Annotated in this window: 14 protein-coding genes and 1 tRNA gene; 8 read left to right on the top strand and 7 right to left on the bottom strand. The window is 71.8% G+C overall.

Translation table 11 applies throughout. From position 1 onward, the window contains the following. Window positions 1-51: 51 nt before the first annotated feature. The gene (locus FQY79_RS03970) at window positions 52-846 is read right to left on the bottom strand and encodes a ferredoxin--NADP reductase (RefSeq protein ID WP_146311039.1); all 795 of its coding nucleotides are present in this window, start codon (window positions 844-846) and stop codon (window positions 52-54) included. A 110-nt stretch (window positions 847-956) separates the two neighbouring features. Here FQY79_RS03970 and FQY79_RS03965 point away from each other — a divergent pair, with 110 nt between their 5' ends. Further along, a complete protein-coding gene (locus tag FQY79_RS03965; protein ID WP_146311037.1) occupies window positions 957-1,502 on the top strand; it encodes a DUF488 domain-containing protein in 546 nt (181 codons plus the stop codon). Window positions 1,503-1,575: 73 nt separating this feature from the next. On the opposite strand, the gene FQY79_RS03960 is transcribed toward FQY79_RS03965, so the two are convergent. The 4 genes from FQY79_RS03960 to FQY79_RS03945 form a co-directional block, all read right to left on the bottom strand. Next, the gene (locus FQY79_RS03960; protein ID WP_146311035.1) at window positions 1,576-3,456 is read right to left on the bottom strand and encodes an ABC transporter ATP-binding protein; all 1,881 of its coding nucleotides are present in this window, start codon (window positions 3,454-3,456) and stop codon (window positions 1,576-1,578) included. Window positions 3,457-3,678: 222 nt separating this feature from the next. Next, window positions 3,679-5,079 carry a PhoH family protein gene (locus tag FQY79_RS03955; protein WP_146311830.1) on the bottom strand — a complete coding sequence of 467 codons (1,401 nt, stop codon included), beginning with the start codon at window positions 5,077-5,079 and terminating at the stop codon, window positions 3,679-3,681. Between the two features lie 100 nt (window positions 5,080-5,179). Beyond that, window positions 5,180-5,662: a peroxiredoxin gene (locus FQY79_RS03950; RefSeq protein WP_146311033.1), complete on the bottom strand. Its 483-nt coding sequence runs from the start codon at window positions 5,660-5,662 to the stop codon at window positions 5,180-5,182. A 44-nt stretch (window positions 5,663-5,706) separates the two neighbouring features. After that, on the bottom strand, window positions 5,707-6,309 hold the full coding sequence (locus FQY79_RS03945; RefSeq protein ID WP_425463183.1) for a glycine cleavage system transcriptional repressor: 603 nt from the start codon (window positions 6,307-6,309) through the stop codon (window positions 5,707-5,709). 141 nt (window positions 6,310-6,450) lie between these two features. Between FQY79_RS03945 and dapA the strand changes: the two genes are divergently transcribed. Both dapA and FQY79_RS03935 read left to right on the top strand, forming a co-directional pair. After that, on the top strand, window positions 6,451-7,356 hold the full coding sequence (dapA, locus tag FQY79_RS03940; RefSeq protein WP_146311029.1) for a 4-hydroxy-tetrahydrodipicolinate synthase: 906 nt from the start codon (window positions 6,451-6,453) through the stop codon (window positions 7,354-7,356). A 24-nt stretch (window positions 7,357-7,380) separates the two neighbouring features. After that, the gene (locus FQY79_RS03935) at window positions 7,381-7,890 is read left to right on the top strand and encodes a hypothetical protein (RefSeq protein WP_146311027.1); all 510 of its coding nucleotides are present in this window, start codon (window positions 7,381-7,383) and stop codon (window positions 7,888-7,890) included. 488 nt (window positions 7,891-8,378) lie between these two features. Here FQY79_RS03935 and fdxA read toward each other — a convergent pair whose 3' ends face one another. Next, window positions 8,379-8,702, bottom strand: coding sequence for a ferredoxin FdxA (gene fdxA, locus FQY79_RS03930; RefSeq protein ID WP_146311025.1), 324 nt, complete (start codon window positions 8,700-8,702; stop codon window positions 8,379-8,381). Between the two features lie 134 nt (window positions 8,703-8,836). Further along, window positions 8,837-8,912: transfer RNA gene (locus FQY79_RS03925), tRNA-Glu, on the bottom strand. Window positions 8,913-9,055: 143 nt separating this feature from the next. Between FQY79_RS03925 and pcnB the strand changes: the two genes are divergently transcribed. The 5 genes from pcnB (at window position 9,056) to pgi (ending at window position 14,198) form a co-directional block, all read left to right on the top strand. Continuing rightward, on the top strand, window positions 9,056-10,381 hold the full coding sequence (pcnB, locus tag FQY79_RS03920) for a polynucleotide adenylyltransferase PcnB (RefSeq protein WP_146311023.1): 1,326 nt from the start codon (window positions 9,056-9,058) through the stop codon (window positions 10,379-10,381). Beyond that, window positions 10,378-10,869, top strand: coding sequence for a 2-amino-4-hydroxy-6-hydroxymethyldihydropteridine diphosphokinase (gene folK, locus FQY79_RS03915; RefSeq protein ID WP_146311021.1), 492 nt, complete (start codon window positions 10,378-10,380; stop codon window positions 10,867-10,869). Before pcnB ends, folK begins: the two co-directional genes overlap by 4 nt. Before the next feature lie 4 nt (window positions 10,870-10,873). Beyond that, window positions 10,874-11,695, top strand: a complete 822-nt coding sequence (gene panB / locus FQY79_RS03910) for a 3-methyl-2-oxobutanoate hydroxymethyltransferase (protein WP_146311019.1) — start codon at window positions 10,874-10,876, stop codon at window positions 11,693-11,695. 12 nt (window positions 11,696-11,707) lie between these two features. Beyond that, window positions 11,708-12,562, top strand: coding sequence for a pantoate--beta-alanine ligase (panC, locus tag FQY79_RS03905; protein WP_146311017.1), 855 nt, complete (start codon window positions 11,708-11,710; stop codon window positions 12,560-12,562). A 133-nt stretch (window positions 12,563-12,695) separates the two neighbouring features. Continuing rightward, the gene (pgi, locus tag FQY79_RS03900) at window positions 12,696-14,198 is read left to right on the top strand and encodes a glucose-6-phosphate isomerase (RefSeq protein ID WP_146311015.1); all 1,503 of its coding nucleotides are present in this window, start codon (window positions 12,696-12,698) and stop codon (window positions 14,196-14,198) included. Window positions 14,199-14,213: the final 15 nt, after the last annotated feature.

Here is a 14,213-nt window from a genome sequence, read left to right as displayed (position 1 = left end):
TCCTCGTGGATCCGGATTCTACGCCGGGCGGGTGCGTGGCGGGGCGCCGGCTCACTTCTCGACGAACGCGCGCTCGAACACGTAGTCGCCCGGCGTGCCGATGCGCGGCGCGGCGTTGAAGCCGCGGCGGTCGAGGATCGCGCGGAAGTCGGCCAGCATCTGCGGGCTGCCGCAGATCATCGCGCGGTCGCGTGCCGGATCGAGCGGGTCCAGGCCGAGGTCGGCGGCCATGCGGCCGCTGTCGAGCAGTTCGGTCAGGCGACCGCGCTGGTCGCGGCCCTGCCACTGGAACGGCTCGCGCGTCACCGCCGGGTAGTACAGCAGCTGGCGCGAGATCTGCTCGCCCAGGAACTCGTGCCGCGGCAGTTCGTTGAGGATGTAGTCGCGGTAGGCCAGGTCGGCCGCGCCGCGCACGCCATGGGCGAGGACCACGCGCTCGAAGCGCTCGTACGTCTCCGGGTCCTTGATGATCGACAGCCACGGCGCCAGACCGGTGCCGGTGCCCAGCAGGTACAGGTTGCGGCCCGGGTGCAGGTCGTGGATCAGCAGGGTGCCGGTCGGCTTGCGTCCGATCAGCAGGGTGTCGCCGGGGCGCACGTGCTGCAGGCGCGAGGTCAACGGGCCGTCGGGCACCTTGATGCTGAAGAACTCCAGCTGCTCCTCCCAGTTCGCGCTGGCGATCGAGTACGCCCGCATCAGCGGCCGGCCGTCCACCTCCAGCCCGATCATCACGAACTGGCCGTTCTCGAACCGGAAGCCGTCGTCGCGGGTGGTGGTGAAACTGAAGTAGCTGTCGGTCCAGTGGCGGACGTCCAGCACCGTCTCGGTGCCGAAGGCGGAGGACATGGGGAGGGGTCTGGTGGGGTTACAACCGGATATTGTATCCGGCGCGCGCCGGCGGCCGGCGCGGGGCCGCGTGGGCATCTTGTCCACGCCGCCGATGGCAGGCTGTGTCCATGGACAGGCTCTGGACGATCGGCCATTCCACCCGCACGCTCGGGGAGTTCGTGGGCATGCTGCGCGAGGCGGGGATCGCCTGCGTGGCCGACGTGCGGCGCTTCCCCGGCTCGCGCCGGCACCCGCAGTTCGGGGCCGAAGCGCTGGCCGCGGGCCTGGCCGGAGCGGGGATCGGCTACGTACACATGCCCGGGCTGGGCGGGCGGCGCCGGCCGCGCCCGGATTCGCCACACACCGCCTGGCGCAACGCCGGCTTCCGCGGCTATGCCGACTACATGGACACCCCGGCCTACGCCGCCGCGCGCGAACGCCTGTTCGCGCTGGCGCGGCAGGCGGCCACGGCGGTGATGTGCGCGGAGGCGACGTGGTGGACCTGCCACCGGGGCCTGATCGCCGACGACGCCAGGGCCCGCGGCTGGACGGTGGTTCACCTGCTGGCGCCGGGCGACATGCGCGAGCACCCGTGGACGTCGGCGGCACGGCTGGTCGACGGACGCCTCGACTACGGCGCGCCGGAGGATGCGCAGGGGCAGCTGCCCCTCTGAGGTGGCCTGCGTGGTCGCAAGGATGGGTCCGGATGGCGGCTGGCGCCGCCTGCAGGGCGGCCCGTGCCGGGGCTCAGCGGTAGCCCGCGGCCTGCAGCTCGAACAGCTCGGCGTAACGCCCGCCCTGGGCCATCAGCTCCTCGTGGGTGCCGCTGGCCTCGACCCGGCCGTCGGCCAGCACCAGGATCCGGTCGGCCATGCGCACGCTGGAGAACCGATGCGAGATCAGCACCGCGGTGCGGTCGTCGGACAGCTCCTTGAAGCGCCGGAACACCTCGTATTCACTGCGCGCGTCGAGCGCCGCGGTGGGTTCGTCGAGGATCATCACCTGCGCGTCGCGCATGTAGGCGCGGGCGATCGCGATCTTCTGCCATTGCCCGCCGGACAGGTCCACGCCGGTCTTGAAGCGCCGCCCGATCAGCTGGTCGTAGCGGTCGGGCAGGGCCTCCACCACCTCGTCGGCCATCGCCCGGCGCGCGGCTTCCTCGATCCGCGCGCGGTCGTCCATGCGGTCGATCTGGCCGACGCCGATGTTCTCGGCCGCGGTCAGGTGGTAGCGCACGAAGTCCTGGAAGATCACCCCGATGTTGGCGCGCAGCTCGTCCAGGTCGTACTCGCGCAGGTCGTGGCCGTCGAGCAGGATCCGGCCCTCGTCCGGGTCGTAGAGCCGTGCCAGCAGTTTCACCAGCGTGGTCTTGCCCGCGCCGTTCTCGCCGACCAGGGCCAGCACCTCGCCCGCGCGCAGCTCGAAGTCCAGGTGCCGTACCGCCCAGCGCTCGGCGCCGGGGTAGCGGAAGCCCACGTCCTCGAATACGAAGCCCTGGCGGATCGGTTTCGGGAACGGGCGCGGGTCCGCCGGCGAGGTGATCTCCGGCTCGACCTCGAAGAACGAGAACAGGTCGTCCAGGTACAGCGCCTGGCTGGCGACCTGGGAGAATCCGATCAGCAGGCCCTCGAGCAGCTGGCGCAGGCGGCGGAAGCTGCCGGCCAGGAAGGTCAGGTCGCCGATGGTGAAGTCGCCGCGCACCGTGCGCCAGGCGATGTAGGCATAGGCCACGTAGTAGCCCAGCGTGCCGAGCGCGGCCAGCAGGGTGCCCCAGAACGCGCGCCGGCGCGCGAGCGCACGGTTGGCCAGGTAGAACTTCTGCGCCAGCGTCCGGTAGCGGTCCACCAGGAAGCGGTGCAGGTTGAAGATCTTCACTTCCTTGGCGGTCTCGACGCTGGCGCCGGTCTGGCGCACGTACTCGAGCTGGCGCCGTTCCGGCGTCCACTGGAAGTTGAGCGAGTAGCCCAGGGCGCTGAAGTGGGCCTCGCCGAGGAACGCCGGGACCAGCGCGATCGCCAGCAGCACCATCAGCCACGGCGCGTACACCAGCAGGCCGATGGCGAAGCTCACGACGGTGATCGCGTCCTGCACCTGCCCGAACAGCTGGCCCATCAGGTTCATCCGGCCCATGGTCTGGCGCCGGGCGCGGTCGAGCTTGTCCTGCAGCTCCGGGTCTTCGAAGTCCTCGAGGTCCAGGGTCGCGGCGTGCTCCATCAGGCGCACGCTGGTGGCATTGGTGAACAGTTCCGAGAGCAGCGAGTCGGCGTAGTTCACCAGCCGGCCGAGCAGGTCGGAGAGGATCGCCACCCCGAACTCGATCGCCAGCAGCCATGCCAGGTGGTCGAGCTGGCCGCTGCGCCAGGCCTCGCCGATGGAGTCGAACGAGAGGCCCAGCCCGACCAGCCGGATCGCCTCGTCGATGATCAGCTTGCCGATGTACAGCGTGAGCACCGGCATGAACGCGCGCACCAGGCGCAGGCCCATGCTGGCCATCGTCAGCCACGGGCTGGTCGCCCAGATCTGGCGCAGGAACGGTGGCAGGTTGCGCATCGCGTCGAAGCGCTCGCGCAGGCTGGGTCGGCTCGCCGAACGGGCGGGCTTGGGGGCGGCGTCGGCGCTGTGGCTCATGCCCGCATTGTGCATGGGGCGGCGCAGGGTGTCGTCAACGCCAGGGGCGTGGGGCTCCGCGGACGTGGTCCGCAGGCCGCAACCGGTTGATCAGGCCGGGCCGCGACGGCGGCCGTGTCCTGCAAGAGCGGCTTCTGCCGGGACCGTGCCAGCACGGCAACCGCCGAGCCCGTCGTGGCTGAAGCCGCTCCCGCGGGTGGCATCGGGGGCGGCGATGCTGGGTCAGAGCACTTCGGAGGCGTAATCGGCCAACCGCGAACGCTCGCCGCGGCGCAGGGTCACGTGGGCGCTGTGGGCCCAGTTCTTGAAGCGGTCCACGGCGTAGGTCAGGCCCGAAGTCGTCTCGGTGAGGTAGGGCGTGTCGATCTGCTCGACGTTGCCCAGGCACACGATCTTGGTGCCGGGTCCGGCGCGGGTGATCAGGGTCTTCATCTGCTTGGGGGTGAGGTTCTGCGCCTCGTCCAGGATCAGCCAGCGGTTGAGGAAGGTGCGTCCGCGCATGAAGTTGAGCGAGCGGATCTTGATCCGCGAGGCGAGCAGGTCGTTGGTGGCCGCGCGGCCCCAGCTGCCGCCTTCCTGGTCGCGGGTGAGCACCTCGAGGTTGTCGGTGAGCGCGCCCATCCACGGCGTCATCTTCTCTTCCTCGGTGCCGGGCAGGAAGCCGATGTCCTCGCCGACGCTGACCGTCGCGCGGGTCATGATGATCTCGCGGTAGCGCTGCTGGTCCATGGTCTGGGCCAGGCCGGCGGCGAGCGCGAGCAGGGTCTTGCCGGTGCCGGCGGTGCCGAGCAGAGTGACGAAGTCGATCTCCGGGTCCATCAGCGCGTTGAGCGCGAAGTTCTGCTCGCGGTTGCGCGCGCTGATGCCCCACACCGCGTGCTGGCTGCCGCGGAAGTCGTCGACGATCTGCAGCACCGCCTTGCCGTCCTCGACCCGGTCCACGCGGAACTCGGACTGGTCGTCGCCCGGCAGGTACAGGTACTGGTTCGGGTACCAGTCGCAGTCCTGGGCCGTGGCCACCTCGTAGTAGGTGCGACCGCGGTCGGTCCACGAGCGCAGGTCCTTGCCGTGGCGGGTCCAGAAGTCCTCCGGCAGCGGCGTGGCGCCGGTGTAGAGCAGGCTGAAGTCGTCGAGCGCGCGGTCGTTCTCGTAGTCCTCGCTGACGATGCCGGCGATGGCCGCCTTGATCCGCAGGTTGATGTCCTTGGAGACGAACACCACCGGGTACTCGGGTTCGTCGCGACGCAGCTGCAGGATCGCGCCGAGGATCCGGTTGTCCGGCGCCACCGCGCCGAACGACGTCTTGTCCTCGGCCGGCATCGTGGTCTGGAAGCGCAGCTTGCCGATGCTGGCCGCGCCGCGCAGCTGCAGCGAGCGCGGGCGCTCGAGCACCAGGCCTGTGGCGATCCTGTCGGCGCCCTGCGACTCGATCAGCTCGTTGATGAAGCGGCTGACCTGGCGCGCGTTGCGCGCCGCCTCCGACATTCCCTTCTTGCCGTTGTCCAGCTCCTCGATGACCTGCATCGGCAGGAACACGTCGTGCTCCTCGAACCGGAACAGGGCGGTCGGATCGTGCATGAGGACGTTGGTGTCCAGCACGTACACGCGCTTGCCTTGGGTCATCATCGGGCGGATCGCCTCCGATTGGCGGTGGAGCGGGGACGGCCGCGCGCCGCCGCGGCCTGCGGGGCAGGGCGGCGGGGCGTGGCGGGATGCGGGAGGCTCACGTGTTGCGTGCGGCCTTCAGCGCGTCGAGCACGGCCTGCGCGTGGCCGGGGACCCTGACCCCGCGCCATTCGGCGGTCAGGCGGTGGGAAGGGTCGATGAGGAAGGTGCTGCGGACCACGCCCAGCACCTTGCGGCCGTACATGTTCTTCTCGTGGATCACGTCGAACGCGCGGCACAGTGTCTCGTCCGGGTCGCTTACCAGCGGGAAGCGGAAGCCCTGCTTGGCGCGGAAGTTGTCGTGCGACTTCACCGAATCGCGCGAGGCGCCGAGCACCGCCGCGCCGAGCTGCTCGAACTCGGGCAGCAGCGCGTTGAAATCCTGCCCTTGGGTGGTGCAACCCGGGGTTGAATCCCTGGGGTAGAAGTACAGCACCAGCCACCTGCCGGCGTAGTCGGCGAGGGTGGTGGTGGCGCCGCCCGAAAGCGCGAGCGGCATCGAGAGGGTGGACTTGGGGAGGATCTTGCCGACGGCGGTCATGCTGCTGTGGGTCGCTCCGGGGTCGTGGAGTCCTGGGCGGGACCTCAGAACTTCATCGGGTCCATGATCGCGTCGAGGTTGAGGTGGTCGCAGAACTCGAGGAAATCGTCGCGCAGCGCGGCGATGTGCATGTTCGCCGGCACCCCGATGGTCACCTGGGCCGAGAACATGTCCGCGCCGGTCTGCATCGCGCGGTAGCGCGAGCAGTGCAGGCTCTCGATGGTGATGCCCTGGCGGTCGAAGAAATCGGCCAGCTGGAACAGGATCCCGGGCTTGTCGGCCGCCACCACCTCGACGATGTAGGGTAGCAGGTTCGACTGCACCGGCTTGGGGCCGGTGCGGTACCAGACCAGCTTGAGGTCCTCCTCGCGCTCAAGCCGCGCGAGCATCGCCTCGAGCTTGGCCACGGCATCCCACGAGCCGGTGGCGAGCGCGGTCACGGACACGTCGCGGCCGACCGTGGACAGCCGTGTGTCGACGAGGTTGCAGCCACTGTCGGCGATGCGCCTGGACACGGCCAGCAGCGGCGAGGCCGGGTGCGTCGTGTAGGCGTTGATCAGCAGGTAGTTCTCGTTCGGCGAAGGCCGGGATGCGTTGTCTGGGTCGGTCAAGGCGGCGTCCGCGACGGGCGGGATCTGGCGTGGAATGCGGTGTGAACGGCGGCCCAGCCGGGGGCCGGGGCCGGGGCCAGCATACTTGCCCGTGCTTCCGGGCCGCAAGTAACATGCCCTCGCCCGATCCCCATAGTCCCGCGCCTTGCGCGCGGCCACCGCACGAGACTCTCCCACTTGCGACTTTCCGGCAGCATCACCGCGCTGGCGACGCCGTTCACGTTGGCGGGCGAACTCGATCTGGACGCCTGGCGACGCCTGCTGCTCGCGCAGTTGTCCGGCGGCACGGGGGCGCTGGTGGTGGCCGGCTCCACGGGCGAGGCGGCTTCGCTGCGCGATGCCGAGTACGAAGCGCTGCTGCGCACCGCGGTGGAGGTGGCCGGCGGGCGCGTTCCGGTGCTGGCCGGCACCGGCCACACCGCGACCGCGCGCACGATCGAGGCCACGCGCCGCGCCGCCGCGCTGGGCGCGGACGCCGCCCTGGTGGTCACGCCGCCGTACGCGCGTCCCACCCAGTCCGGGCTGCTGGCGCACTTCCGCGCCGTCGCCGACGAGGGCGGGCTGCCGGTGGTCATGTACAACGTGCCGCCGCGCACCGGCTGCGACCTGCAGCCGTCCACGGTCGCCGGCCTGGCTGGCCATCCGCGCATCGCAGGTGTAAAGGAGGCGGTGTCCGACCCGCGCAGGCTGCAGGAGTGGCTGGCGCTGCGCAGCGACGGCTTCGCGGTGCTTTGCGGCGACGATGCCAGTGCCGCCGCGGCCATGCTCGGGGGCGCCGACGGCGTGGTGTCGGTGGTCTCGAACGTGGTGCCCGGCGCGATGCGCCGCCTGTGCGAGCTGGCCCTGGCCGGCCGCCGCGAAGAAGCGCTGGCCTGGGACGCGCGCCTGCAACCGCTGTATGCGTTCGCGTCGGTCGAGCCCAACCCGATCCCGGTCAAGGCGCTGCTGCAGCGGCTGGGCTTCGGCACCGGCCTGCGCCTGCCGCTCACGCCCCTGTCCGACGCCCACCACGCCGCCGCCGCGCGGATGGCCGCCGCGGCCGAAGCGATCGAACGCAGCCTCCGCGATCCGCTCGCGGCCTGACCTTTTTCCCGCAGGAGACACCCGATGCGTCATTCCCGTTCCCTGATCCGCCTGCTCGCGGTGGCGCTGGTCGCCGCCGCCGTGCTGGGCGCCAGCGGCTGCAAGTGGTTCCGCAAGGGCAGCGACCTGTACGCGGGGCCGCCGGAGACCCGGCCGCTGGAAGTCCCGCCCGACCTGGACCGCCCCGACACTTCCGGCGCCATGCTCGTGCCGGAAACCGGCAGCGTGACCCGTTCGTCGATGGCCGCCCCGGCCACCCCGCAACCCAACGGCTTCGCCGTGGCCGGCGACCTGGACTCGGTGTTCACCCGCGTGGGCGAGGTGCTGGCGGCCACGCCGGGCCTGACGATCGTCAACCGCGCCCAGCTGCTGGGCACCTACGACGTCGACTACCAGGACGCCAAGTTCCTGGTGCGGGTCACCCGTACCGACAACGGCGCCTACGTGGCGGCGGTCGATCCGCGCGGACTGCCGGCGGCCGGCGAGCCGCCGCAGCGGCTGATCGAGGCCCTGCGCGCCGCGCTGGCGCCCTGATCCGGGGGCCGGACCAGGCCCCGCGCCGCGGGATCCTCCCGTCGCCAGGGCGCCCCGCGTCTGGGCCTGGCCTGGTCCGCGGCCCGGCCGCGGCGTGAGTGGCGCGTCTGGCTGGGGTTCATCCGGCCGCGGCCGGCAACGGCACGGTGGTGCTGCGCGGCGGGCACGCCGTGCCGATCAGCAAGCGCTGCCGCGCGCAACCCGAAGGCGGGTGCGCGCCGCGCCGCATCGACGCCTGGCGTCCCCCGGCCGCCGCCACCGGTTCCCGACGGTCGTCCCGTCCGGCGGCCGTTCTCGTCATCGCGCTTGGACCGCGCCGGGACGCGACCCTCGCAGCGCTGGGTGAGACCGCCGACGAATGGATCGGCCACGGGCTGGTGGCGGTGCTGCCGCTGCGCCTGGCCGGGGACGTCCAAGCCCCCCTCGTCGATCGCGACGCCACCCTGGCCCGGATGCTGGGCCGGCGACGCTGGGCGGACCCTTCGGGGTCAGCGCTCGAGCAGCTTGAGCTTGTCCGGCTTGCCTTCCCACTCCTTGGCGTCGGGCGGTGGGTCCTTGCGCGCGGTGATCACCGGCCATTCCTTCGACAGCTCGGCGTTGAGCGCCACGAAGTGCTCCTGCCCGGCGGGCACGTCGTCCTCGGGGTAGATCGCGTTGATCGGGCACTCGGGTTCGCACAGGGTGCAATCGATGCACTCGTCCGGATCGATCACCAGGAAGTTCGGGCCCTCGTGGAAACAGTCGACCGGGCACACCTCGACGCAGTCGGTGTACTTGCACTTGATGCAGTTTTCGGTGACGACGAAGGGCATTTCGCGAAGGTTCCGTGGAGCCGGGGGAGCCTCGGGATTCTAGAACAGCCGCGCGCCGGGCGCTGCGAAGCATTCGCATCCGCGCGCGCCGCGCGGCCAAAAGGAAGGCCCGCTTGCGCGGGCCTGCTGGAAGATGGCGCTCCCTACGGGACTCGAACCCGTGTTTTAGCCTTGAGAGGGCTACGTCCTAGACCGCTAGACGAAGGGAGCGTGGTGGCCGCGCGCGGGCGGGCGGACCGCATGGGCGACCGGTGCCGGGCGCCCGGCGGATGGCCGGTGGCCCTGCGCGGCTTGCTAGTATAGCAGCCTTGCGGCCGCCGGATAGCGGTGCCGAACGGAATTTCCCTGGCCTGATGCCGACCCACAACCCGCCCGACACGAGCGCGCTGCGGATCATCCCGCGCGACCAGCACCCGATTTCGCGCCGGGCGATCAGTCCCAACGCCCTGCGCGTCCTCTACCGGCTGCACGAGGCGGGTCATCGTGCCTGCCTGGTCGGCGGCGCGGTGCGCGACCTGCTGGTTGGACTGTCGCCCAAGGACTTCGACGTGGCCACCGACGCCACTCCCGAGCAGGTCAAGCAGCTGTTCCGCAACTGCCGCCTGATCGGCCGCCGCTTCCGCCTGGCGCACGTGGTGTTCGGCCGCGAGATCATCGAGGTCGCGACCTTCCGCGCCAATGTCGACGACGGCAGCGGCGACCGCCAGGTGGTCGACGGCGGCCGCCTGCTGCGCGACAACGTCTACGGCACCATCGAGGACGACGCGGTCCGCCGCGACTTCACCGCCAACGCGCTGTATTACGACATCGCCGACTTCTCGGTACGCGACTACGTCGGCGGCTTCGAAGACGTCAACAATCGCGTGCTGCGGTTGATCGGCGACCCCGAGGCGCGCTATCGCGAGGATCCGGTGCGGATGCTGCGCGCGGTCCGGCTGTCGGCCAAGCTCGGTTTCAGGATCGACCCGGGCACCGCGCAGCCGCTGCCGCGGCTGGCCCCGCTGTTGGCCGAGGCGGCGCCGGCGCGGCTGTTCGAGGAGTGCCTGAAGATGTTCCTCGCCGGCCACGCGGAGCAGAGCTTCGAGGGGCTCGACCGCCATGGCCTGCTGCCGGTCCTGTTCCCCGAGACCGCCGCGGCGTTGGCGGCCAACCGCAGCGGGGCGCTGCGGCGGATGCTGCTCGAGGGCCTGCGCAGCACCGACCAGCGGGTGGCGCGCGAGGAGCCGGTGTCGCCGGCGTTCCTGTTCGCGGTGCTCCTGTGGCCGGCCTATTGCCGCACCCTGATGGCCCTGCAGGCGCAGGGCCTGCACGCGGCCGAGGCCGAGCGCCGCGCCGCCGACCGGGTCACCCTGCACCAGCTTGAACGGGTGGCGCTGCCGCGGCGGTTCTCGCTGCCGATGCAGGAGATCTGGCTGATGCAGGCGCGCTTCTCCCAGCGCCAGCGCAAGCGGGTGTTGCGCACGCTCGCGCATCCGCGCTTCCGCGCGGCCTTCGACTTCCTGGTCCTGCGCCGGGCCGCCTCGCCCGCGCACGAGGAGGACATCGCGTTCTGGCAGGAGGCGCAGCGCGATCCGGACGCGGCGATCGCCACGCGGCCGGACGACGGTTCGGTGGAGGAGGGGGGCGCGCCGCGCAAGCGCCGTCGCCGCCGCCGCCGCAGCCACGCCGCCGGGGAATGAACCGGACGCAGGCCTGCGTCGGCCTTGGCGGCAACCTCGGCGAGGTGGCGCGCACGCTGGCCGCTGCCCTCGAGGCGCTGGACGGGCTGGCCGACACCCGGCTGCTGCGCGCCTCGCGGCTGTACCGCACGCCCGCCTGGGGCCACGCCGCGCAGCCGGACTTCCTCAATGCCGCGGCCGTGGTCGAGACCTCGCTGCCGGCGCGCGCCCTGCTCGATGCGCTGCTTGCGATCGAGCGGCGTTTCGGCCGCGCGCGCGGCGACGGCCCGCGCTGGGGCCCGCGCACCCTGGACCTGGACCTGTTGCTGTACGGGGAGTCGGTGATCGACGCCCCCGGGCTGCAGGTGCCGCACCCCCACCTGCACGAACGCGCCTTCGCCCTGGTGCCGCTGGCGGAGGTCGCGCCCGGGGCGCGCATCCCCGGCCACGGCACCGTGGCCGCCGCCCTGTCGAAGTTGGATGCCACCGGCATCGAAGCGATACCCTAGCGCCATGACACAGCCCGCCCCCCCAGAGAAGCCCGTCACCGTCCCGCAACTGGCCGAGGCCAAGGAGGCCGGCCGCAAGCTGGCGATGCTGACCGCGTATGACGCCGGCTTCGCGCGCGTGTTCGACGCCGCCGGCGTCGACATCGTGCTGGTGGGCGATTCGCTGGGCATGGTGGTGCAGGGCCACGACTCGACCCTGCCGGTGAGCGTGGACGACATGGCCTACCACGTCGCCGCGGTGTCGCGGGGCCTGCGCCGCGCGCTGCTGCTGGCCGACCTGCCGTTCCAGGCCGATGCGACCCCGGAGCGCGCGCTGGACGCGTCCACGCGCCTGCTGCAGGCCGGCGCGGGCATGGTCAAGCTCGAAGGCGCCGGTGCGCACAAGCTGGCCGCGATCCGGTTCCTGTGCGCGCGCGAGATCCCGGTCTGCGCGCACCTGGGCCTGACCCCGCAGTCGGTGCTGCGCTTCGGCGGCTACAAGGTGCAGGGGCGCGAGGCGGCGGCGGCGGAGCAGCTGCGTGCCGACGCGCTCGCGGTGGCGGAGGCCGGCGCGGCGATGCTGGTGCTCGAATGCGTGCCCTCGGCGCTGGCCGCGGAGATCACCCGCGCCTCGCCCATCCCGACCATCGGCATCGGCGCCGGCCCGCACTGCGACGGCCAGGTGCTGGTGCTGCACGACATGCTCGGCCTCGACAGCGGCCACCGGCGGCCGAAGTTCGTGAAGGACTTCCTCGCCGGGGGCGGCTCGGTTGCGGGCGCGGCGCGCGCCTACGTGGCGGCCGTGCGCGATGGCAGCTTTCCTGGTCCCGAACACGCCTACGACTGACGGCGCCTTCGCATGATCGAAACCACCGGCGAGATCGACCGCCTGCGCGCGCGCGTCCGGGAATGGAAGCGCGAGGGGCTGCGCGTGGGCTTCGTGCCCACCATGGGCAACCTGCACGCGGGGCATTTCTCTCTGGTCCGGCTGGCGCGCGCGCATGCCGACCGCGTCGTCGCCAGCGTGTTCGTCAACCCGACCCAGTTCGGCCCGAACGAAGACCTCGAGCGCTATCCGCGCACCCCGGAGCGCGATGCCGAAGGGCTCGATGCCGCCGGATGCGACCTGCTGTGGATGCCGTCGGTCGAGACCATGTACCCCTATGGCGCCGGCCAGGAAGTGCGCATCCGGGTGCCCGGCGTCACCGACGTGCTCGAAGGCGCGCACCGCCCGGGGCACTTCGACGGCGTCGCCACCGTGGTCGCACGCCTGTTCAACCAGGTGCAGCCGGACGTGGCCGCGTTCGGGCGCAAGGACTACCAGCAGCTGGCGGTGATCCGCTACCTGGTGCGCGACCTCGCGTTCCCGGTCGAACTGCTGGCGGGCGAGACGGTGCGCGAGGCCGACGGCCTGGCGATGAGCTCGCGCAACCAGTACCTCGACGAAGGCGAACGCGCGCTTGCGCCACGCCTGCACCAGGTCCTGAAGTCGATGCGCGAGGCGATGCGCGCGGGCACGGCGCCGGCCGACGTCGAAGCGCGGGCGCGGGCCGCGTTGGGCGAGGATGGATTCGACGTCGACTACGCGGTGGTGCGCCGGCCCGACCTCACCGAGGTCGGCGCCACGGTCGGACCCGGCACCTACGTGGCCCTGGTCGCGGCGCGGCTGGGCCGGACGCGGCTGATCGACAACCTCGAGTTCGAGCTGGGCTGAGCGGCCGCTGCGGGCGGCCGCGTTCGCTCCTATACTTGCCCGCTGTTCGCGGGCGCGGTCGTTGGCGCCCGTTTCGGCGGCAACGGTTTCGCCGTGCCGCGACTTCCCCCACCCAGACTGCAGGCACACGACCATGTCGGACTTCGCGACCCTCCGTTCCCACGCCCGGCGACTCGAATCCACCCCGATCGCGCGCCTGCTGGAGGAGGATCCGGATCGTGCGCGATTGCTGGCGCTGCGGGTGGGTCCGCTGTACGCCAGCTTCGCCCGCCAGCGCTACGACGCGCCCGCGCTCGACGCGCTGCATGCGCTGGCCCAGGCGCGTGATTTCGCGGGCGCCATGCGCCGCCTGCTCGACGGCGAGCAGGTCAACCCCACCGAAGGGCGCGCGGCGCTGCACAGCGCGTTGCGCGGCGACGGTTCGCAGGCGCCGTATGCGCGCGAGTGCAGCGCCCAGGCGCGCCAGGCGCGCGAGCGGATGGGCGAGCTGGTGCGGCAGGTCGTCGACAGCGGCGTGACCGATGTGGTCAGCGTCGGCATCGGCGGTTCCGACCTCGGCCCGCGCCTGGTGGTCGATGCGCTGGCCGAACCGGGCGCGACGCCGCGGGTGCATTTCCTGTCCAACGTCGACGGCAACGCCGCGCGCCGCGTGCTGGCCGGGCTGGATCCGGCGAAGACCGCGGCGATCCTCATCTCCAAGACCTTCGGCACCCAGGAGACCCTGCTCAACGGCCGCATCGTGCGCGAGTGGCTGGGCGACGACGGCCGGGTGTACGGCGTGAGCGCCAACGTCGAGCGCGCGGCCGCGTTCGGCATCGCGCCGGAGCGGATCCTGCCGATGTGGGACTGGGTCGGCGGGCGTTATTCGCTGTGGTCGGCGGTGGGCTTCCCGATCGCGCTGGCGATCGGCATGGAGCGCTTTGGCGAGCTGCTGGCCGGCGCCGCCGAACTCGACGCGCATGCCGGCAGCGCCGCGCCGCGGGAGAACCTCGCGGTCATGCACGCGCTCACCGCGCTGTGGAACCGCAACGCACTCGGCCTGGCCACCCAGGCGGTGCTGCCCTACGACGAGCGGCTGAAGCTGCTGCCCAACTACCTGCAGCAGCTGGTGATGGAGAGCCTCGGCAAGTCGGTGCGGCTGGACGGCGCGCCGGTAGGCGAGGAGACGGTGCCGGTGTGGTGGGGCGGTCCGGGCACCGACACCCAGCACAGTTTCTTCCAGGCGCTGCACCAGGGCACGCAGGTGGTGCCGGCCGACTTCATCGGCGTGGTGCGCAGCGAGGACGGCTACGACGACAACCACCGCGCGCTGCTGGCCAACCTGCTGGCGCAGACCGAAGCGCTGGCCAACGGACAGGCCAGCGACGATCCGCACCGCGCCTACCCCGGCAACCGTCCGAGCACGCTGCTGCTGCTCGACGCGCTCACCCCGCATTCGCTGGGCATGCTGATCGCGCTGTACGAGCACAGCGTGTACCTGCAGTCGGTGGCCTGGGGCATCAACGCCTTCGACCAGTTCGGCGTGGAGCTCGGCAAGCAGGTCGCCAACCGCCTGCTGCCCGCGCTCGAAGGCGGCGAGGGCGCGCAGGACCCGGTCACCCGCGCGCTGCTGGATGAAATCCGCGCGCGCGGCTGACGCCTCCGTGCCTGG

Source organism: Luteimonas wenzhouensis (genome assembly GCF_007859305.1).
GTDB lineage: Bacteria > Pseudomonadota > Gammaproteobacteria > Xanthomonadales > Xanthomonadaceae > Luteimonas > Luteimonas wenzhouensis.
Note: the sequence above shows the minus strand (reverse complement) of the source record. Positions and strands in the feature narration are given on the sequence as shown.